Annotated in this window: 21 protein-coding genes; 5 read left to right on the forward strand and 16 right to left on the reverse strand. The window is 56.2% G+C overall.

Annotated elements, in window-relative coordinates:
• Positions 1 to 453: 453 nt before the first annotated feature.
• From DL88_RS16760 to DL88_RS16790, 6 genes are all read right to left on the reverse strand, one after another.
• A complete protein-coding gene (locus DL88_RS16760; RefSeq protein WP_034998770.1) occupies positions 454 to 1014 on the reverse strand; it encodes a c-type cytochrome in 561 nt (186 codons plus the stop codon).
• A 59-nt stretch (positions 1015 to 1073) separates the two neighbouring features.
• Positions 1074 to 1382, reverse strand: coding sequence for a hypothetical protein (locus DL88_RS16765; protein WP_034998773.1), 309 nt, complete (start codon positions 1380 to 1382; stop codon positions 1074 to 1076).
• A gap of 78 nt (positions 1383 to 1460) precedes the next feature.
• Positions 1461 to 2243, reverse strand: coding sequence for a copper resistance protein B (locus tag DL88_RS16770; protein WP_034998775.1), 783 nt, complete (start codon positions 2241 to 2243; stop codon positions 1461 to 1463).
• Positions 2240 to 4252, reverse strand: a complete 2013-nt coding sequence (locus tag DL88_RS20895) for a copper resistance system multicopper oxidase (RefSeq protein WP_051956110.1) — start codon at positions 4250 to 4252, stop codon at positions 2240 to 2242. Before DL88_RS20895 ends, DL88_RS16770 begins: the two co-directional genes overlap by 4 nt.
• A gap of 175 nt (positions 4253 to 4427) precedes the next feature.
• A complete protein-coding gene (locus DL88_RS19585; protein ID WP_051956111.1) occupies positions 4428 to 4841 on the reverse strand; it encodes a hypothetical protein in 414 nt (137 codons plus the stop codon).
• Between the two features lie 2 nt (positions 4842 to 4843).
• Positions 4844 to 5116, reverse strand: coding sequence for a metal-sensitive transcriptional regulator (locus DL88_RS16790; RefSeq protein WP_034998778.1), 273 nt, complete (start codon positions 5114 to 5116; stop codon positions 4844 to 4846).
• A gap of 137 nt (positions 5117 to 5253) precedes the next feature.
• Here DL88_RS16790 and DL88_RS16795 point away from each other — a divergent pair, with 137 nt between their 5' ends.
• Together DL88_RS16795 and DL88_RS20475 are read left to right on the forward strand one after the other, a co-directional pair.
• The gene (locus DL88_RS16795) at positions 5254 to 7641 is read left to right on the forward strand and encodes a heavy metal translocating P-type ATPase (protein WP_084705249.1); all 2388 of its coding nucleotides are present in this window, start codon (positions 5254 to 5256) and stop codon (positions 7639 to 7641) included.
• A gap of 298 nt (positions 7642 to 7939) precedes the next feature.
• On the forward strand, positions 7940 to 8293 hold the full coding sequence (locus tag DL88_RS20475; RefSeq protein WP_156971173.1) for a hypothetical protein: 354 nt from the start codon (positions 7940 to 7942) through the stop codon (positions 8291 to 8293).
• Positions 8294 to 8527: 234 nt separating this feature from the next.
• Here DL88_RS20475 and scpB read toward each other — a convergent pair whose 3' ends face one another.
• From scpB to relB, 4 genes are all read right to left on the reverse strand, one after another.
• A complete protein-coding gene (gene scpB, locus DL88_RS16800; protein ID WP_051956112.1) occupies positions 8528 to 9136 on the reverse strand; it encodes an SMC-Scp complex subunit ScpB in 609 nt (202 codons plus the stop codon).
• Positions 9137 to 9138: 2 nt separating this feature from the next.
• Positions 9139 to 10077: a DUF1403 family protein gene (locus DL88_RS16805; protein WP_034998780.1), complete on the reverse strand. Its 939-nt coding sequence runs from the start codon at positions 10075 to 10077 to the stop codon at positions 9139 to 9141.
• Between the two features lie 403 nt (positions 10078 to 10480).
• Positions 10481 to 10771 (reverse strand): type II toxin-antitoxin system RelE/ParE family toxin, encoded by a 291-nt coding sequence (locus tag DL88_RS16815; protein WP_034998785.1) that lies wholly within the window; start codon positions 10769 to 10771, stop codon positions 10481 to 10483.
• Positions 10758 to 11057 carry a type II toxin-antitoxin system RelB family antitoxin gene (gene relB, locus DL88_RS16820; RefSeq protein WP_034998788.1) on the reverse strand — a complete coding sequence of 100 codons (300 nt, stop codon included), beginning with the start codon at positions 11055 to 11057 and terminating at the stop codon, positions 10758 to 10760. The genes DL88_RS16815 and relB overlap by 14 nt, the downstream gene beginning before the upstream one ends.
• Positions 11058 to 11543: 486 nt before the next feature.
• On the opposite strand from relB, the gene DL88_RS16825 reads away from it, so the two are divergent.
• Entirely contained in the window at positions 11544 to 12617 is a 1074-nt protein-coding gene (locus DL88_RS16825; protein ID WP_084705250.1) for a site-specific integrase, read from the forward strand.
• A 432-nt stretch (positions 12618 to 13049) separates the two neighbouring features.
• Positions 13050 to 14336 carry a pentapeptide repeat-containing protein gene (locus DL88_RS16830; RefSeq protein WP_034998791.1) on the forward strand — a complete coding sequence of 429 codons (1287 nt, stop codon included), beginning with the start codon at positions 13050 to 13052 and terminating at the stop codon, positions 14334 to 14336.
• 186 nt (positions 14337 to 14522) lie between these two features.
• Here DL88_RS16830 and DL88_RS20015 read toward each other — a convergent pair whose 3' ends face one another.
• The 3 genes from DL88_RS20015 to DL88_RS16840 all read right to left on the reverse strand — a co-directional run bounded on the left by DL88_RS20015 (position 14523) and on the right by DL88_RS16840 (position 16489).
• Positions 14523 to 14837, reverse strand: a complete 315-nt coding sequence (locus DL88_RS20015; protein ID WP_084705252.1) for a hypothetical protein — start codon at positions 14835 to 14837, stop codon at positions 14523 to 14525.
• On the reverse strand, positions 14837 to 15523 hold the full coding sequence (locus DL88_RS16835; RefSeq protein ID WP_034998794.1) for a nucleotide-binding protein: 687 nt from the start codon (positions 15521 to 15523) through the stop codon (positions 14837 to 14839). The genes DL88_RS20015 and DL88_RS16835 overlap by 1 nt, the downstream gene beginning before the upstream one ends.
• 291 nt (positions 15524 to 15814) lie before the next feature.
• Positions 15815 to 16489: an SOS response-associated peptidase gene (locus DL88_RS16840; protein ID WP_034998796.1), complete on the reverse strand. Its 675-nt coding sequence runs from the start codon at positions 16487 to 16489 to the stop codon at positions 15815 to 15817.
• 278 nt (positions 16490 to 16767) lie between these two features.
• Here DL88_RS16840 and DL88_RS16845 point away from each other — a divergent pair, with 278 nt between their 5' ends.
• The gene (locus DL88_RS16845; RefSeq protein ID WP_034998799.1) at positions 16768 to 17661 is read left to right on the forward strand and encodes an ArdC family protein; all 894 of its coding nucleotides are present in this window, start codon (positions 16768 to 16770) and stop codon (positions 17659 to 17661) included.
• A 439-nt stretch (positions 17662 to 18100) separates the two neighbouring features.
• Here DL88_RS16845 and DL88_RS16855 read toward each other — a convergent pair whose 3' ends face one another.
• From DL88_RS16855 to DL88_RS19590, 3 genes are read right to left on the reverse strand one after another with little or no spacing between them, the layout of a single operon-like run.
• Positions 18101 to 19363, reverse strand: a complete 1263-nt coding sequence (locus tag DL88_RS16855) for a Y-family DNA polymerase (RefSeq protein ID WP_034998804.1) — start codon at positions 19361 to 19363, stop codon at positions 18101 to 18103.
• Positions 19364 to 19813: a LexA family protein gene (locus DL88_RS16860; RefSeq protein ID WP_034998807.1), complete on the reverse strand. Its 450-nt coding sequence runs from the start codon at positions 19811 to 19813 to the stop codon at positions 19364 to 19366.
• Between the two features lie 51 nt (positions 19814 to 19864).
• Positions 19865 to 20305, reverse strand: coding sequence for a WGR domain-containing protein (locus DL88_RS19590; RefSeq protein ID WP_051956113.1), 441 nt, complete (start codon positions 20303 to 20305; stop codon positions 19865 to 19867).
• Between the last annotated feature and the right edge of the window lie 559 nt (positions 20306 to 20864).

A 20864-nucleotide genomic window follows, 5' to 3' on the forward strand; every position in this document is an offset into this window, starting at 1 on the left:
CCTCGCCCGCCGCAACAGCCAGCATCCCCTCTATCCGGGGATTGGCTATCTCCCTCTGATTGCCCCATGGACATCATATTGCCCATCCCAGGATGTTCCGGGGATGGGTCTTTCCCGGAACCGACATGGTGGCCGGCATGAGCGTCTCCGGGCACGACATCTTTCATGCCCTCACGGCTTCCCATCATCCCGCCATCCGTTTCCATTGCACCATTCCCCTCTGGTTGGTCCCGCCGGAGAGGGATAGCCTGTGCAGCCATACTTGCCGGGATCGGGCCGGATTGTGTGCCGCTCGACATAAACGGCATCACGGCCCCATCCTCCTGTGCCAGAAGGCCGGGGAAGGACATGCATTCGACTGCAAATATCGTCAAACTGGCCAGAACGAAGCGGACATGACCAGAAGATTCCAATGACTTTTTCATCCTGCCAGAATGTCCTGTCGCTGCGAGATCACGGCATCGGCATATGCATGCCGTGTTCGTGCATATGATGATCGCTCGATTCAGCGGCCTGACTGATCAAGATCTGATAGGTTTGCGCGTCCATATCAGGAAGCTGTTCCAGGAAAGCCACGATATTCCACAACTTTTCATCGCCATGGTCAGCCCAGGACGGCATGCCTGTCATTTTGATGCCATTCTTCACGATCCAGAACAGTTCCGAGGGCGAATAGTGTTTGGCGGCATCGGTTAAAGCCGGTGGCTTGGGATACATGCCGTTGGCCATGGACTCAGACACCACGCCAGGAGCCGAATGACAGGAAGCACAATGCGTCGCGAAATGCGCGGTGCCGCCGATGACCCTTGCTTGACGATCAAGATCTGACGGCGGCACGATTGTCTCCGCATGATGCCGGATCGAGGAGACGCGGATTGTCTCCAAAATATGGGACGTGATGGGCCAGTGCGGCGATGTCGCCGCCACGTCGAAGAATCCACCGAAAACGATGAGTGCGCCCGCCCCTATGCTCGCCGTCAGCAGGGCCGTCAACAACCAAACGAATGTACGCATATTCCCCTCCTTAGGAGGGCGGCTGGATCGTTGCCACCCTCCTCGTTCTTATTCCTGCCTTATCGGGAATGCGTCGCCGCAGGGGCTTGTTCATCGTCCATTTTCATCTTCCCTTTCTGACCATCGCAGCAGCCTCCCATCTTGTCTTTCATCTTCATCCCCTTTTCTTTCATCTTCATGCCTTTTTCCATTCCCTGCATGTCATGACCATGCATGCCTCCCATGTTCTGCATTTCTTCCTCTGACATTCCGTGCATGTCATGCATGCCAGACATCCCGGAATCGGACTGAGCCTGTGCCCAGGCGGCTGGTGTCAGAGCCATCAGGAAGGCAAAGGCGGATACAACTTGAATCTGTAAGCGTGACATGTGTCATTTCCTTTCATTGACAGTGGAAGAAAAACAAGGCCGCCGCGGCCCTGTTTGTAGTCGCGTCAAGAGCATGGCTCAAAACCATGACCTGACGCCGAAGGTGAAACGGAGATCCCGGACGCGCTCGTTTTGCAGCCGTGAAAACTGTGCGGCCTGACCGAAAGTGCCGGCATAGGTCACGCCGATATAGGGTGCGAATTGCCGATAGCCTTCGTAGCGAAGCCGCAGGCCGGCATCGATATCCGAAAGCCCCTTGCCGACATTGCGCGCGGCATCGGAGGCCGAATAGAAATTCAGCTCGACTTGTGGTTGCAAAATCAGCCGGTTGGTGAGCAGAATATCGTAAGAGCCCGTGATGCGGCCCGCGACCCCTCGGCTGCTGAAATAGGCGGTGGTTTCTATGTCGAAGAAATACAGCGCCAATCCCTGGAATCCGATCGCTCCCCAGGTGCGGGTCGGTCCACTATCGGCATCGACACGTACACCGGCTTGAAGATCGAAATAGGTCGAGAGGGCACGGGAATAGAGAGCCTGATGACTGCCATCGCCGAATTGGCGATTGGTGCCGATGGTGCCTTCCGATTTGAGCCAGAGCTTGTCGTAATCCGTGCCGAACCAGGCCTGCCCATCATAGCGAAACTGGCTGCCATTGCGTCCAAACCGGCCCTCGAACTGGTCCAGAAGCGCATGGATATAGGTGCCGTGATCCATGACCGGCTGGATGCCACTGACATAGAAGACGGGTGCGGGCTGCGGCACCGCATTCACTGTCTGGGCCTGACTGGCGCTTGGCAGCAAGGTGTTTGTGACGATAGCACACGTAAACAATGTGGGAACGAGAGGGAAGAGTTTCGTCATGACACCACCACCGTGCGGAACATGCCAAGATCCATGTGATAGAGCAGATGACAGTGATAGGCCCACATTCCGGGCTCATCGGCCGTCACGAGATAGCTCAGCTGCTCGCCTGGTTTGACGGTGATCGTATGTTTGTAGGGCCGGTATTTGCCGTGTCCGTTATCCAGCTCGCTCCACAGGCCATGCAAGTGGATCGGATGCTCCATCATCGTGTCGTTGATGAGGATGAAGCGAACCCTTTCGCCAAGGCGCAGATGAATCGGATCGGCTTCGGAAAACTTCTTGCCATCGAAGCCCCAGATGAAACGCTGCATATTTCCCGTCAGATGGAGCGTGATGTCGCGAGATGGCGGCCGTGGATCGGCGCCCGGCACTCTTGCCCGCAAGTCCCTGTAGGTCAGCACGCGGCGGCCATTGTTCTCAAGACCTGCGCCGGGCTCACCGAGCCGGTCGATCGGCGACATGGCCCTGTTCTGTTCCTCGGGCCCCAGCATGAATTCCGTCTCCGGTGCATTCATGGTCATTGACTGGCCAGTGTCCATGCCGGACATGCTGGCCATATCCGACGACCCCATGTTCATACCGGCCATGTTTCCGGCTTTCGCTGTATGCGCGGCATGAGAGGAAGCCGAGGCTTTCGCCTGATGCATGCCGGACATGGTCATGCCGGGCATATCCCGCATCCCTGCGTGTTGAGCGGTTTTCATCCCCGTCATGCCGCCATGCACAGCTTGAGAGGAAGGCTGCACAGCCTGATTGGACGCATCCCGCCCAGGCAGCGGCGGCCATGGAGGCACAGACGCATGTCCGTCACTCGATTGGACTGCGGCCCCTTCGGTCGCCAGGGAACGTTCCATGCCCTCATGCATATGGCCCATGCCCATATCGACCATGGTGCGGAGAGGACGCGGATCCATGGGCGGAATGGGACCTGCCGTACCAGGGCGCGTTGCCAGCGTGCCGCGTGCAAAGCCAGTGCGATCCTCGGACTGCACGAAGATCGTATAAGGCATGTCTTTGGTTGGCTGGACGATCACATCATAGGTTTCGGCCACGCCGATGCGGAATTCATCAACCGTTACGGGGACGACATCATTGCCATCCGCCTGCACGACCGTCATTTTGAGGCCGGGAATACGAACATCGAAGAGCGTCATCGCCGAGCCGTTGATGACGCGCAGCCGGATTCTTTCACCAAGCCGGAACAGCCCGGTCCAATTTGCGCCAGGCGGCTGACCATTCAGCAAATAGGTATAGATTGCTCCAGAAACATCGGAGATATCGGTCGGGGACATGCGCATGCCACCCCAGTTCAGGCGATCCTTTATGGTGGCTTCCAATCCATCGCGCTGGGCATCCGCGATGAAGGTGCCGACGGTCCTTTGCCGGAAATTATAATAATCGCTCTGGAACTTGAGGGTCGAGACGATCTCTTCCGGATCGACATCAGCCCAATCCGAAAGAAAAATCACATAATCACGGTCGAAACGGTCAATATAGCCAACTTTCGGATCGATGATCAGGGCGCCATAGAGACCCGTCTGTTCCTGAAAGCCGGAATGGCTATGATACCAATAGGTGCCGCTCTGATGCAGCGGAAAGCGATAAGTGAAGGTCTCACCCGGCTTGATCCCGGCGAAACTCAGGCCCGGTACGCCATCCATATTGGCTGGCGTGCGGATGCCGTGCCAGTGGATCGAAGTCGGAACATCAAGCCTATTGGTGACATTGAGTTCGACCGTATCACCCTGCCGCCAGCGCAAAATGGGCGCCGGGATGGAATCGTTGACGCCAGTCGCCAGTCGGGGTTGGCCAGTGATATTGACCGGCACATGGCCGATTGTGAGATTGAAACGGGTTCCAGGTTTTGCGGCAGGCTGGCCCCAGTTGGGAGCATAGCCCCAGGCATCTTGCCGCATGGCGCTCATCGCCGCGCCCCATAAACCCGCGCCAATGACAAAGCGACGGCGCGACAACACGCTCCGCCCCGAAGGGGGTTGGAATGTCATGTTTGAAAATCCACTAAGAGAAGGCCAAACCGGCTGAGCCGGGTAGAACTGACCGGTCTCGATCACGTTCCAAATCGCTGGAACAATCCAGTCGAGAGAAACGCACTCAAGATCGAGACCTTAAAGCGTGCCTTGGAGAGTCGGATGACTTTCCGCGCCAGACTTTAAGAGTGAATCAGAGCATCTCTTTGGGGGGAGGGAGAGCCAGGGCGGGCGTAAAGCCGGCAGGGTAATGCAGCGGCCGAGGGGTAAAACGGGCTTTGAAGCTGACGAAAGCGGGCGAATGGAAGAAGACCCGCGGCATAAGCCAATCGACCAGGCATGCGCCAAGCACGCAGTGATCATTGCAGTGTGGATGTGGCTCTGGCGCTTTGTGGGGCACATGGTCGCAATCGGCGGTGGCCATATCCATGTCCATATCTGGCATTCCCTGCCTGTCAGCGGGAATCATGATAGAGGAACGAGAATACATGGAAACGTCATGACTGGAGAGAATGGCTTGCGCGGGAACGGTCGCCAGCAAGAGCCCCACCTGCAACAGCAGGCAGAGGAGCAGCCTCCCGAATCCTGTCACGCCAGCCTTGAACACATTCACTCCGTCATTCGGTTGATCGTCTCGATCAGTTCGTCGATCTTATCCTGCCGTTCCATTGCATCGCCAGACGCAAGAGCCTCAACCACGCAGCCCGAGACATGATCCCGCAGGATCAAGGCTTCAACCTTGTGCAAAGCCGCCTTCACCGCGCGAAGCTGGATGAGAATATCCACACAATAGCGATCCTCGTCCACCATTTTCTGGATGCCACGGATTTGCCCTTCCACTCGGCGCAGGCGGCTCGATATTTTTGTTCTTGACGCACGCATTGCAATATACCCTATAGGGGTATAGATTAAATGGCAAGAAGAAGATTAAATACCCAAATTCATTGGACCTTGGGAGGAGAACAGAACGGAAATCCATCCTGCTCGTATCGGCGCATCCAGAGCTCAGGAGAAGACCGATGGATCATACAGACACTCACACACATCCTCATTCCTCCACTCCTCCCGGCTGCGGTCATGATCATCAGGCGGCAAGCCATGCTGGAACAGTGAAGGATCCAGTCTGTGGCATGGTGGTTGATCCAGCGACCGCTAAACACCATACTGATCATGGTGGAAAGACCTATTATTTCTGCTCGGCCAAGTGCCACGCGAAATTCGAGGCGAGCCCTGGCGCTTACATTGCTAACGTGCCAACCGCGCCGTCGGGCAAGACGGAAGCACCGCCGCAGGGTGTGATCTATACCTGTCCGATGCATCCGCAGATTCGGCAAATCGGCCCCGGCAATTGCCCGATTTGCGGCATGGCGCTCGAGCCGGAAGTTGCAACGGCCGAGACCGGTCCGAGCGCCGAACTTGTCGACATGAGGCGCCGTTTCTGGATCGGCCTCGTTCTCGCTCTCCCCGTTTTGGCTCTCGAAATGGGCGGCCATCTCCTCAATCTCCATGAGCTGCTCGGCGCACAGGCCTCGAACTGGATCCAGCTCGTCCTGGCGACGCCCGTCGTCCTGTGGGCAGGTGCGCCGTTCTTCAAGCGCGCCTGGGAGTCCCTCGTCACGCGCCATCTCAACATGTTCACACTGATCGCCATGGGAACGGGCGTCGCCTGGGTCTATAGCGTCGTCGCGACGATCGCGCCGAACATCTTTCCCAACACCTTCCGGAGTGCCGATGGCTCCGTCGCGATCTATTTCGAGGCGGCCGCCGTCATCACCGTGCTCGTGCTGCTCGGACAAGTGCTGGAATTGCGCGCCCGGGAACAGACGGGAGGTGCCATCCGCGCATTGCTGGACCTTGCTCCCAAGACAGCACGACGTGTCCGTGCGGATGGTTCCGATGAGGATGTCGCGCTCGAAAGTGTCGCGGTTGGCGACCGCCTGCGTGTTCGTCCCGGCGAAAAAATCCCGGTCGATGGCGAATTGCTCGAGGGTCGCAGCTCGGTTGACGAGTCCATGATTACGGGCGAGTCGATGCCCGTCACCAAGGAGGTTGGCGCCGCGCTTATTGGCGGCACGCTCAACCAGAGCGGCGGCTTCGTCATGCAGGCCGGCAAGGTCGGAAGCGACACGATGCTGGCGCGGATCGTCCATATGGTCGCGGAGGCCCAACGCTCGCGCGCGCCCATCCAGCGTCTCGCCGATCAGGTCGCGGGCTGGTTCGTTCCCATCGTGATGGCGATCTCGATCCTTGCTTTCGCCGCCTGGGGTCTCTGGGGACCGGAACCGCGCTTCGCCCATGGCTTGGTCGCGGCCGTTGCCGTGCTGATCATCGCTTGCCCCTGTGCTTTGGGTCTGGCAACGCCTATGTCCATCATGGTAGGGGTCGGCCGCGGTGCCGGGCTTGGCGTGCTGATCAAGAACGCCGAGGCTCTGGAACGTTTCGAGAAGGTCGACACGCTCGTCGTCGACAAGACGGGGACCCTGACCGAAGGCAAGCCGAAGGTCACGGCTTTGAAGGCCGTCGAACCGCTTGGCGAAAACGATTTGCTCCGGCTCGCCGCGAGCCTGGAACGCGCCAGTGAACATCCGCTCGCCACGGCCATCGTCGAGGCCGCGAAAGAACGCAACCTGCCGCTCGGCACCGCAGAGGACTTCGACAGCCCCGTCGGCAAGGGTGTGACAGGGACTATTGAGGGACTGAAACTCGTGATCGGCAGCCATCGCATCATGGCGGAGGCCAATGTCGATCTCTCCACCCTGGCAGGCGAGGCGGAAGCCTTGCGCGGGGAAGGTGCGACGGTGGTTTTCGTGGCGATTGATGGGCGCCTTGGCGGCCTCGTCGCTATCGCCGATCCAATCAAGACGACGACGCCGGCCGCTATCCAAGCGCTCGGTAAGGCAGATGTCCACGTGGTCATGCTGACTGGTGACAACAAGACCACGGCGCAAGCTGTCGCGCGCAAGCTCGGCATTGATGCAGTCGAGGCCGAAGTCCTGCCGGAGGACAAGGCGAAGGTGATCGCGCGGTTGCGCAAGGAGGGCCGTATCGTTGCCATGGCGGGGGATGGCGTCAACGATGCGCCGGCCTTGGCCGCCGCCGATGTCGGCATCGCCATGGGGACCGGAACGGATGTGGCCATCGAAAGCGCTGGCGTGACCCTGCTGAAGGGCGATCTCCAGGGCATCGTGCGCGCCCGCCAGCTCAGCCATGCCACGATGAGCAACATCCGTCAGAACCTGTTCTTCGCCTTCATCTACAACGCCGCTGGCGTGCCGATCGCGGCCGGCGTGCTTTATCCAGCGTTCGGGCTTCTGCTTTCGCCGATCATCGCCGCAGCCGCCATGGCGCTCTCCTCCGTCAGCGTCATCACCAATGCTCTGCGGCTGCGGCATATGCCGTTGAATTGAAGAGAAGGTCATCCCAGAAAGCACGGTGGCTCGTCGACTGCCTCGCTCATGTCATGGATCCAGTGTTCTTGTTGGTTATAGGTTCCATCTGTTGACTTGTTGTATATTTCAACCGTGGTGCTTTAGGGATCGACGATCTAAGCCATGGGAATTCCATCTTTAGCATAGAGCTTGGACTTCATTCTCCGATTATCTGCCAGCAAAGTATCGGATACTTCCATGAGAAGAAAGACGTCTTCGAGGCCAGAATAACCGGCTTATGATTTCATCTGCATCCAGTTGCCAAGTGGAGGTTAAGTTGAAAAAATCTGCTGTTGCGGCGCTCATTTCACTCGCAAATATAGCGGGTGCTTACGCGGCTCCCGCTTGTGATTATGAGATCAATAAAACGGTAAGCGATTGGAAGGCACTTCGATTGGTTCCGGTATACAAACCAGGTGCTATTTCAAGAGGCATAGGGACACACTCTCATACACAGGCGGCAGTCGACTCTATGAGGTATCATCTAGTAATAGCTAAACAGCTTTGCGAAGCGGGGAAGGATCATGAATCCATACTTCATGTAGATGTTATTCGTGCTTTTCTGACCTTACCTGAGATCCAGCATCCAATGGATCATCGTTATCTCTTTCACAATTCAAAAAAAGAATAAAGATGATTGTCTCTATGCGCTGCTGTCGGACGGTCGATAACCAGATTCTTCTCTATTCGGCGGGGTGAGGTCAAGCGTTTTCCAGCTGCTGTCACTTTCGTTTGTTGCGTCTGTCGCCGGCTCACTCTTCTCTTCGGGATCAGCGCTCCGGCTCTCCCAGTATATGGGATTAGAAGGATGAGTAACAAAGCATGAAGATCAGGCTTGCAAACGCCAATCCGTTGCCTTCGGTGGCTATTCCAGCCCCTCCTCTCCGTCCGCCCAATTGGTGGCAAACAGATCGTGGCCAGGCAGATCGGCAAGGCTCATGAACCCGAATTCCTTCAAAAAGGCCTCCGTCGTGACATAGGTGACCGGCGCTCCGGGCTCGGGGCTGCGCGGCCCAGAGCCGATCCATTTTTGGGCACGCAGCCAGGCGAGCGTGTCGCGGCTGATCTCGCGTCCAAAGAATTCCCCCAAACGCGCGCGGGTGATCGGCTGGAAATGCCCGATCGCCAGCAGCAGCGTCGCTTCCTTTGGACCGAGGTCCCCCTCCCTCTTCTTGAGGAACCCTGCCGCGCGCAGCACGGGGGCGAGCGCGGGCCGGGTGCGCAGCTGCCAGCCGCCATCGACCGCGACGACGTCATAGGGTCGGCCGCGCAGATCCGTGCGCAGATCGCCGATCAGGGCGTCGATCGCGCAGGACGCCCCGACGACGCTGGCCAGAACCTCGCGCGAGACCGGCTTGCTGGCGGCAAACAGCAGGGCTTCGACGCGCCGCATCCATTCCCGCCAGCGCAAAGGCGGCGGCAGGTCCTCGAGCTCGCGATCAAGATCAGCATCGATGCGGGAGCGTTTCGCCATGGCTACAATCCATAGAGCCGGAAGGCCGCGCGGCCGGTGAGCTCGCGCAAGACGCCCTCGGCGACCAGCCGGTCGAACAGACGGCGGGCACTGCGATCGCTGCCTTGCGGTCCAGCCGCGGCCGCCAGCGCATCCTCGCTGAGGAGAAGCCGGACGTGATGCGCGGCATCCTTGCCGCGCAGCTGCGGCGCCACGGTGAGCAGGCGATGGGCACGTGGGACGAGCTCCGCATAAAGATCCACGGCCGCGGCCGCCGCGCGGGCATAAGCCTGCCCGCAGGCGATCAGCCACGCATCCCCGCTCTTGCCGGAGCGCGTGATGTCTTTCAGCTCAGCCGGCCGGATCTGGCTGGCGAGCAGGGGCACGGGCGCGGGCCAGTGCAGGTGCGCGGCGAGGCCCGCATCGGCCAGCCACAGCGCCAGAAGGATGTTGTCCGGCAAGAGGCGCAGGCTGGCCGCCACGATGGCAATGGCGGCTGCCATTGCAGCCCCCTCCCCTGCCCCCTGTTTCAGAGCCATGGAAACGATCGCCTCGAGCCGGACGTCCCCCTCGAGGTCGAACAGCCTCGCCACCCTCTCCGTCCATCCTGCATCCGGCAAGGCCGAGGGCTCGCCGAGCGCGCGCCAGAGCCCGAGGACCCGCCCGGCCGGGCCGGGATCATCGCCGGCGCGGCGCAGCACCCAGGCATCGCGCAACTGGCTTTCCCCTTCCGCCCGCCCCACCAGGCGCGCCAGCCGCGCCGCCTGGGCGAGCGCCAGGCGGCGGCGCAGGAGCTGGCCGAGCGGATGCGTGGTGCGGGCGATCGGATCGAGCACGGCGAGCGCCGCACCCGCGCAAACCCCGACCTCCAAAGGGGTTTCCGGCGCATTGGCCCCGCGTGCCCAGGCGGGAACCACGGGGCAGGCAGGTGGTGGAGGCGGGAAATCGTCGGACAAAGCCATGCGCGAAGCCTAGACCAAGACGGCGCTTTTAGCGAGGCTTTCAGAGAGAAGTGAGCGCCGCGCTTGTCTTGTCCTAGAAACATCCGATAATGTTCAATTATCGGACATTATTGGAGAGCTCTCGACATTGCGCTGTCGCTCACCCTAATTGAGCGGACTGGGAAAGAATTCAGCTGTTTGCAGCGAATTCTTCGGCCGAGTTAAGCGGATTCTGCCTCATTAACCGGACTGGATCTGCCTGGATAAGCGGATTCCAAACCAAAGACGGGCCATCAAACTTCCCCACCTTCGATTGAGCGGCGCCTCTGAAAACAGCCTGTCCTTGCTTTTCTGCAGCCTCATAAAACACGCGACTAAAGGTTCCTTTTCAGGTGCATGTCAAAATTGGAAACCGCACCCGCCCTTATTCTTCATCCGCTGGGGGCCATTGCTGAGCCGCGTGGAGAACGCGCAGGATCGTCACGGCGCAAGCGTCCTCAATATACACAACCACGTAATTCGAGCGCACGACCATTTCCCGAGTGCCAGCGATGCGGCCTTCCCGATAGAGCTTCGGATAATCAGGCAACTTCGAGACCTTGGTCTCGATATCATCCTTGAGCCGCTGGGCCGCGTCTGGATTGTCGTCCGAGATGTAATCCACGATCGCCAGCAGATCGGCGCGTGCCGCTTCCCGCCACTCAAGAACGGGCACTGCGCTTCCTATCGATCAGAGCTTGCATCTCGTCCATGACCTGCTGGTGCGGAACGGCTGGACGGGTATCGGTCAATGCCTTGTGGACCTTGGCGCGGAACCAGGTGTCATAGGCTTCTGGCGTGGTCGTCAGGCCGGCTGGCAAGCCGCCTTCCTTGGCGATGCGGGTCAGCAGGATGCGAACAGCGTCGGAGACGGTCAAGCCGACATTCGCCAACGTCTCAGCTGCCTGCGCTTTCAGTTGATCGTCGACACGGATATGTAGCATCGAGGTTTGGGCGGCCATGTTGGATCCTCCACAGAGAATGACTATTATGTATCTCAATTGAGATGCAATCAAGTCTTATCTCAACCATTGCCGTTCTGCCTGGAAAGCTGATGGAATGAGTCTTCACCTTGTGCACGGTCGCGCGCTCCCTCGTCCGCTTAATTAAGCAGAAAATCCACCAAATCAGGATGAATCCGCTTAATTAGGATGAGCGATAAGCATTCAAAAACAACTCTATGCAGTCCGCTAAATTAAGTTGAATGACATCCTTTCTCGGAGGAGATCAGCGGATGGTGGGAAATCTTCACCTGTCGAAACCCTTGGTCACGCTTATCCGGCGGACGGTTTCAAGGATCTTGGCGGACCCATTGAGGTTCGGTAGGATTCCATGAGCCGCCGAAATCGCGATCCTCATGGCAGGAAGGGCGGGGCCGAGCCCTGATGAACCGCCGATCCTTTACAGAAACACTTTAACACTCCTCGGGTTTCCGGTCAAAACGCGCGATGACACACCTTCCGTCAGAGACACCCCCGCCCTCCTCGAGCGAGGCCAACGCGGACCAGCAAACACTGGCGTTGCCGAATCCCTCTGCCCTGCCCATTGCCCATGCCGGTCTGGCCGAGCAGGCACGCGCCTATGCCGAAGCATCGCGGTCCGCCAACACCCAGCGCGCCTATGAGGCGGACTGGCGGCATTTCACGGCTTGGTGCCGCCGCCAGGGTGTTGCTGCCCTTCCCGCCCATCCACCGACCCTCGGCCTTTATCTGTCCGCCTGCGCCTCCGGAGAGGGACGCCGCAAGCCGGATTGTGTCTCAACGATCGAACGCCGTCTGTCGGCGCTCACCTGGCACTATGCCGAGCGCGGCGATCATCTGGATCGGGCGGATCGCCACATCGCTTTGGTGATGGCCGGCATCCGCCGCACCCATGGCCGCCCGCCCGTGCAAAAAGAGGCGGTCCTGCCCGACGATCTCAAGGCCATGCTCGCTGTGCTCGATCAGAGTGGTCTGCGCGGTATTCGTGACCGGGCGATCCTCCTCATCGGCTTTGCCGGAGGCTTTCGTCGCTCGGAGATCGTCGGCCTCGACTGCGGCGACAAGCAGATGGGCGATGGCACGGGCTGGATCGAGATCCTGCCAGAAGGCCTGGTCGTGACCGTCAAAGCCAAAACCGGCTGGCGGGAGGTGGTGATTGGCCGGGGCTCGAGCCCGATCACCTGCCCTGTGCATGCGCTTGAGACCTGGCTGAAGCTCTCCCGGATCGGACACGGCCCTGTGTTCCGCCGCGTGACCGGCCAAGGCAAGGAGACCGGCGTTGACCGGCTCAACGACCGGCATGTGGCGCGTCTCGTCAAACAGGCGGCGCTTGCGGCTGGCGTGCGCGGTGATCTCTCGGAGGGCGAGCGGGAGGAGAAATTCGCGGGGCATTCGTTGCGCGCGGGCTTGGCCACCTCGGCAGAGATCGAAGAGCGCCATGTGCAAAAGCAGCTCGGTCATGCCAGCGCCGAGATGACCCGCCGCTACCAGCGCCGCCGCGACCGGTTTCGCATCAATCTCACCAAGGCCGCAGGGCTGTAGGGCTAAAATGGGGGCAGGTCACGAAACGGAAAAAATTGTACGTTTAGGTTTTTATTTATGGGATTGACCCTGAGAATGAGCTAGGGATTACAAGTGGTTCAATACCATTAGAAACATTGTCTAATTGATAATATTATTTATTTTATTGCTCTGGACACGGCACGGTTTCGAGCGAGTTTTTCGCATGAAATTTGCCGATCTTCCTCTGGACTAAAACTTACTCTCAAAAGTCGATCGTGGCCCTATATTTTAGTAGAATCAAACTTTTATTCGAACTCAACCAAAAGGCAAACCACGGCAAACGTACAATTTTTTCCGTTTCGTGATCTGACCCATAAAAGTATATATCGCAATATAAGTTATAATAAGTAATAATAATTATTACTATATAATTATATTTAATCATAAACCTCTTAATTTTAGAGAATGATAATGAGAAAATATCATAATAATATTGAACAAAATATAGAGAAATATAAACGTCAAAAGACGAAGGCCGAAGATAATACTTGGTATTTATTAGCCACACTTTATGGAGTTAATGATAAGCAACACAATAATATGTCAGCCTGGAATAAATATTTCCATGGAAATTTAGACACTGCTACGCAAGAGGAGTTTCGTGATAAATTTAAGGCTCGTTGCCGAGAGTTAGGGAAGGACCTCTCGCTTCCAGAGTATGATGCAAACATTGATTTTTCCAATGTTGAATTCGATCAAGATATATCTTTCGAAGGATTTCACTTCGTTAGGCCAGTACGCTTCGATGGCGCGACTTTCTCAGGGGATGCCAACTTCCAGAGCGCTTACTTCTATCAGAGGATCAGCTTTGAGAACGCGGAATTTTCTCGCAGCGTAGACTTCCATGAAGTGACATTCTGCGGAGTTGCTGACTTCGATGGCGCGACTTTCTCACAAGAGGCTCATTTTAACAATGCGAAGTTCTCTAATGAAGTCGTCTTTCGGAGCATGACATTCTCTGCATGGACCTTCTTTGCTAACGCTACTTTCTCAAGTCAAGCCGACTTCTTTGATGCAAAGTTCTTGGCCGGGGCAGGATTTGAGAGCGCGACTTTCTCAAGTACAGCTATCTTCGCCAAGGCAGCTTTTCATGAGGAGAGCTATTTCATTAACACCGAGATGAAAAGCACGACTTCGTTCGAAGGTACAAAATTCCTAACAGAGCCACCGCGTTTCTTCGGCGCCAAACTGCATCAAGGAACGGTCTGGCACAACATCATATGGCCGAAGCCACCGCCCCCAAATAAGGCCAGGCTGTTCATCGACGCTTATGCGTGTCTCAAACTCGAAATGGACAGGCTGAAAAAGCACGAGGACGAACTCAAATTTTTTGCCCTTGAGATGGAAGCACGCCGCGTTTTACTCGGCTGGCGGCAAGGCCTCCCTATCGCGATTTATGGAGTGGTTTCCAATTACGGTTTAAGTTATGGCCGACCGCTTTATTGGCTTCTCGCGACAGTAGTGATAGGGACAGGAACATTCTTTTGGTTCACCGATTTATCCATATACACATCCATTGGTTTCAGCCTCGCCAACATATTGAATGTTTTCGGTTTCCGCAGGGAATTTTTTGATCCCCATTTTATTGAAAACTTACCTGTCTGGATCAAAGTCGTTACTGCTGGTCAAACCCTTTTCGGGGCCATTTGTCTCTTCCTTATCGGCTTGGGCATTCGTAACCGTTTTCGCATGAAGTAAGAAAGTGAGAGCCCCGTCCACCAGCCCGAACCAGAGATCCCCTCGCCCATAATCCGTCTAATCACTCCACTACGACCATAAAGAAGTTCAATGTTATAACTGGCAAAAATCAGATGTGCTGGCGTATGCATTCATCTTTAATTTAATTATCAGACATTCACGCACAAATCTGCTTCTAAATGGTATTTATACCTTAGCTAAATTCATCAATTCGTCTATTCCTTCCCAATACGAAAGGCGACGTTGATCACAGAATTGAATGAATCGTTCTGCCACATCTTCAGGTACTCGTGTATTAATTGTGATTGTTGGACCTACCGACTTTTTACGGCGAGGAAGCAAACGAGTGCCTGGTTCTCTGCTATGGAATCCTACTTTTTCTGCAGCTTCATCAATCCTCGAAAGTGTAGGATTTACCGGCTCTGCTTGCTTTGGCTTAATAGACGCCACTTTCGATGCAAGTGAAGCACTTTTATTGAATCCAAACGTATCGTCGCTCATTAGGCTGCTACCTCAGTCTCAGTCTCAGGTTTGAGAATTTCTAAAAGTTCGTCCGCTAACATTTCAGCATTCTTTTGTGCTTCTGAGAGACCATTCACCTCGCTTGGATCAAGCTCTTGAATGCCAAGCCGCCGAACGAACATCGCTTTGTATGCTTGTCGTTCATGTAAAGCTGTACGCAGTATAGGGAGTTCAGCCGCCGTCAAGCTAGATAATATTTCTCTTTCAATTCTTGTTTTGATTGCAGGATTCGTGCGTGTCAAAACAACTCTAAACTGAATAGATCGATTACCAAGTGCTTCTTCTTCCTCATGGATAAGATCAACTGCGCGACTAGCTTGACGAGCATCCACACCACTGGCCTGTAATGGAATTAGTACCAGATCTGCTTGTGTAATCGCCCGAGATACCAATCTACTAGCCGTGCCTTCTAGATCCACAAACACAAATTGTTTTTTCGACTGTTCTTCTCTTATTTGACGAATGATTGAACTTTCCTTTGGATCATCAATCACGTCAAAATCGAGTTTTGAAGACCCAGATCGCCAATCTACAATTGGTCTGTTTGGATCTGCATCGATTACCGTCACAGATCCTCCCATAGAAGCAAGTGTTTGAGCTAAGACCAATGTCAGGGTGCTTTTCCCAGCTCCCCCTTTTGGGTTTGCCGTTACAATTACAGGCATATTTTAGGGTCTCCATGAACTTTCATAATGATAGCAATCAAATGCTAACGATAGCTTTACGTGCTACCGATTGCAGTCCATGCAATCGGTAGCACGGAGTGCATCTGCACGCATATGGTAGCTACCAATAGCGCCGCATGCAATATAATGCAACAGGTAGATATTTAATGCAACCGAAAGCAATCAAATGCAACCATGTGCAATCAATAGCTATTATAATCATCCGGTAGCTACTAATAGCATCTAGTTGCAATCTATTAAAATTGCAAATAATATCAGAATGATATAATATTATCGCTTGTTTGAATTATTCACCGCTTCATCCTTTTTCTCGCCTCTGGCAACGATTTCGAGTCGATGATATGGCAATGGCCTTTGGAGCCTGATTGCGTCTTCCGTTGGAGCTTCGAGCCAGATCCTGATTTCTTCCGGCTCAGTCAAAATCACCGGCATGGCCTTGGGATGAATCGCGCCAACCTTCTTGTTTGCTTCCGTCGTCAGGAAGCCAAACAGATCATTCGTCGTCTCGCCCTCACTTAATTTCCGCACAGACGTCCAACGGGTCCAAAGGCCGGCAAAAAAGGCCAGCGGCCGTGAATCACCGAAAGCGAACCAGACGGGCGTTCGCGATCCATTGGGAAAATGTTCGTTTTCCGAGAAGCTGGTGAACGGTACGATGCAGCGATGCTCGATCCCCAACCATCGACGCCAATGCGGTGAATGAAGATTGCGAATATTCGTGACGCCATGATCCGTCTGGCGTCCTTTCAGCGCAAAGGGAGGGGAGGGCATTCCCCAGCGCGCCATGACCAATTCACGTCCTTCCGCTGAATTGCGCACAATCGGCGCCGCATAATCGGGAAAGATGCTTGGCAAGCGGGGCAGATTGCCTGTGCGATCAACGCTTGCCTCCGCTGCTTCCATGATCTCGCGTTGGGATCGCAATTCAGAATAGAGATTGCACATCCGGTCCTCCTCCTGCAGCCCTTTCTCTGAACGCTCAACGACCGCGGAAAAGCGAAAAATTCAAAATCCGCTTATGAGCGGCCTCGTTGGTGGGGACTTTGACCAGTCCCCTCGTCTCCACTCAACGCGGCTCGCTTCGGCGACCAAGGCCGCCTGTAGCTCCGCCCCGCCAAGGCGGCGCGCAAAGCGCGGCGTTTGATCGGCGCCGATGAGGCCTGGTCCTTCTGTCCCCACGAGGCTGCTCGAAAGCGGCTTCCTGTGAGACAGGAGAGAGGAAAATGAAGCCCCAAGTCGATATTCATCAGCATATCACCGACCAAATCGTGGCCGCGATCGAAAAGGGTGTCGGCTCGTTTCAAATGCCCTGGCATACACTCGCCAACAAAGCGATCCGGCCGAAAAACATTGCCTCGAACAAAAACTACCAGGGCATCAATACGCTCATCCTCTGGGTCTATGCCGAGAAATTCGGATACACCTCCGGCATTTGGGGAACGTACAAGCAATGGGCCGAGGCCGGATGCCAGGTCCGCAAGGGTGAGAAATCCTCCTATGTAACCTTCTACAAAACCTATGAGGTTGAGACCGAAGGCTCAGATGAGGCAGAAACCCGCCGCGTGGCGAAAACCACGCCTGTCTTCGCGGCGGAGCAGGTAGAGGGCTTTGAAATACCGACTGAAGAGGCTCCGTCCGCGCCCGGGGTGCTGCCGATCGAGCAGGCCGAACACTTCATCAGTGCGACAGGAGCCACCATCCATCATGGCGGCGATCGCGCCTTTTACCGTCCTGCCACGGACAGCATCACCATACCGGACAAGAGCCTATTCACTGGCACGAAGAGCAGCACGCCAGAAGAAGCGTATTATTCAACTATTTTACATGAATTAGGTCACTGGACGAGCCATAAAAATCGCTGTGACCGCGAACTAGGAAGAAAATTTGGTGATCATGCCTATGCAGTAGAAGAATTAATTGCCGAATTAACAGCCGCTTTTCTCTGCAATGACCTCAAACTAACGTCAGAAACCCGTGATGACCACGCGCAATATATATCATCGTGGTTAAAAGCATTGAAGTCTGACAAGAGAATTATTTTCACCGCCGCCGCCAAGGCATCTCAGGCAGCCAATTATCTTCATGCTCTTCAACGCGACCAGGCCCTCGCGGCCTGATCTTTTCCTTTCATTCGAGCATTGGAATTCTCATGGCCAAATACCAACCTTGCATGATCGATAATGACGGAAAGCCGGTTTCCGAATGGCTCCCCCACATGCAGAGCAACGAATTTTTGAAACACGCTATCGTATCCGATATGCGCACCGCTGAATGCTGGGAGGAATTGAAACGCCGCCGACAACGCGTCCATGCCGGCATGCGCGCTGTCCATGGCCCCGACTGGACGCCAAAACCGGTATGAAATCATCACTGATGGCGGGTTTTTGGAAACAAGAATCCGCCATCAGTGAATTTCTTTTTAAGAATCTATAATTTCGGCAAATATGCAGGGTGTGTCTCAGCAAACATGTAAACGACCTTCGTATAACAACCAATAATTGTGTTTTCTAGTGGTCTTACGTCATATACCGGTATTCAACTTTTATTGAACATCCATCAGCCGATCGTTGGCAATTCCTCGATCCGAGTCGTATAGCGTTGACTACGCATAGCAAACTGTGTTGACCAGGGACGTTTGATGCCTGCGGCGGCTGGATACAAAGTTCCACGCCCGAATTTTCCGTTCACGGCATCGAGCGCCGCCATCAGTTTCGCGGAGACTTCCCGGTCATAGCCATCAAATAAGGCATGCGGCGCATCCTCGAGCCGAACAAGGTCCATGGTCACAATCCCGGCCTTGGAATAGCGATACCCATCCTTCCAAATTGCCTTCGCGCCGTCACGGGCCGCCCGCAGCAGCGTCAATGTATCGGCCGAGGCCTCGGGCAGGGTGACACATTTCTGGACCAATCTCGACGGCCCCGCATCAAACGGCGAGGTGTGGTAGAAGACCGTCAGCGCTTCCGTCGCCATGCCATGCCGGCGCAACTTTTCCCCGAGCCGCACGGCATAGGCCGAGACCGCCTCCAGCATCTGATCGAGATTTGTCACGCGCGTCGAGAATGAGCGCGTCACCGCACAGCCCTTGCGCTGCGGCGCCATCTGTTCAAGCGGCAGACAGGCATGACCTTGAAGCTCATGGACGATGCGCTCACCCACGACCGACAGGAGCTTGCGGACAAGCGGGGAGGGGAGGGCGGCGAGCTCGGCCGCCGTGATGACGCCCAGGCGCTGGAGCTTGGCGGCCGAAGCTCTCCCAATGCCCCAGATATCCTCGACCGGCATGCGTTTCAGCGCTTCCTCCCGCTTGCCCTGATCCCGCAGATCGCAGACGCCGCCCATTTCCGGCGTGGTTTTGGCCAGCCGATTGGCAAGCTTGGCCAATGTCTTCGTGGGCGCAATCCCGATACAAGTCGGAATTCCGATCCATCGGAGCACCGTCTGGTGGAGTTCGCGCGCATAGCTCTCAAGATCGCGGCCGTCGAAGCCGGAATAGTCCAGAAAACTTTCATCGATTGAATAGATCTCAATTTCCGGCGAAAATTGCCGGTACACCATATTCAATCTGGCTGAAACGTCGCCATAAAACGCGTAATTCGACGAGAACACGGCGATATTTTCCCGCCTGCAAACATCCTTGACCTGGAAATAGGGCTGACCCATCGCCACAAACGGCTTGGCTTCTTTGGTTCTTGAAACAGCATTTCCATCATTGTTCGAAAGGACAATCACAGGCCGATTTTTGAGCCTGGGATCGAACAGCCGTTCACACGAACAATAGAAGCTGTTCGCATCGATCAGCGCAAAGGTCCGGTTCATTTATCCACTCGCCCGATGCCAGTGGATGGAACAGCGCACGACACCCCAGATTTCCACTTCGTCGCCTTCATGCAGATCGAAACTTTCGGGAAAATCCCTGTTCTCGAAACGGAGAATGAGCTGTCCCTTGCGGACCTGCAGACGTTTGAGCGAGCGCTCGCCATTGACGATGACCACGACGATGTCGCCATCGACCGGCTCAAGGCTGCGATCGACGATAAGCAGGTCTCCATCGAAAACCCCGGCCCCCCGCATCGAATGGCCAGTGACCCGCCACAGAAACGTCGCCGGCGGATTGCGGATCAAAAGCTCGGCGAGATCGATGCTCTCGTCGAGATAATCATCGGCCGGCGAAGGAAACCCCGCGCACAGGCCCTCGAGGAACGTGGGCAGGAAGCGGCTCGCGCCGCGGCGTACCCGTACCGGATAGATGAGGCGAAATGAGAACATAATACGAACAAATATCGCGGCGCCTGTTCCCAGCCAATCCGGTTCGAGAGGTTATGAACCGCTTTCTCGCCTGGCTTCGAGCCAGTCCCAGAAGGTTGGCGGCAGGGCAGGCACAGAGGCAGGAGGCAATGCCCCAGACTTCGGCCCGGATGCCTGTTGAATGGGCCTGCGCGCAGACATTGGCCGGGCTGGAGCCCCGGCTTCCTGGCTGAGCAGGTCCCCGGCTTCGCCCGAAGCCTCGACCAGTTGATAGGTGGCGCCACAGCGGCGCTGCGCGCCCTTGCGCCGTTTGAGGCCTTTGCGCACGAAAGCACGGGCTTCATCTCGATCCTCGAAATCAGAACGCATGGTGCGGCCGGCTCCGCCGATCCGGCCGAAGGTCACGCGCGCATTCCATGACCCGAACAGATCGCGGCCGACCCTGACCCGCCAGAACCGCATCCGGTTCAATTCCGGCGCGCGCGCCTCGAGCAGGATCGCCAGCTCATCCATGGTTTCGTTCCCGTCATAGCGCGGCCTCTCCCGTGCGCCTCAGTACAGAATCAGAACATTCGCCAGAAGGGAAGGGGAAAACAGGAACAGAAGAAAGAACCACGGCCGGTTCTCAACGGCAAAAGGCGGGGTGCGGGAGCCGCTGCGCTGGGCCCCCGCAATCCCGGCGCAAGCGCCGCTTTTGCCGCATCGATCCGGCCGTGGTGCCGGGCAGGGGTCTGCGAGAAAAAGGAGATCCCGATGGTCAGGACAAAATCCCGGGACCCGCGCGGCGGCGTGGTGAAGCCCGTCAAAAAGCGCCCGAAAAAATCGCGGAAAAATCGTCGAGGCCCTGCTTGTTCGCGTGGACGGCTGCTGAAATCGCCCGGTCCTCTGACGGAGATTTCGATGTCCCAACCCCGTCTGCTTAGGGCTCCGCCCTCGGCGCACTCCGGAGTGCCTTCCGCCCAGCTTCCTCCGCGCCGCGCGCTCCGTGCAGCCGGTTCCCCGCGAAGGCACCCACTCCGTTTGCACACCCGCTGCTCGCCGCGAGGCAGAGGTTCAGGTGGACCTGACCCTC

Source organism: Beijerinckia mobilis, from assembly GCF_000745425.1.
Lineage (GTDB): Bacteria > Pseudomonadota > Alphaproteobacteria > Rhizobiales > Beijerinckiaceae > Beijerinckia > Beijerinckia mobilis.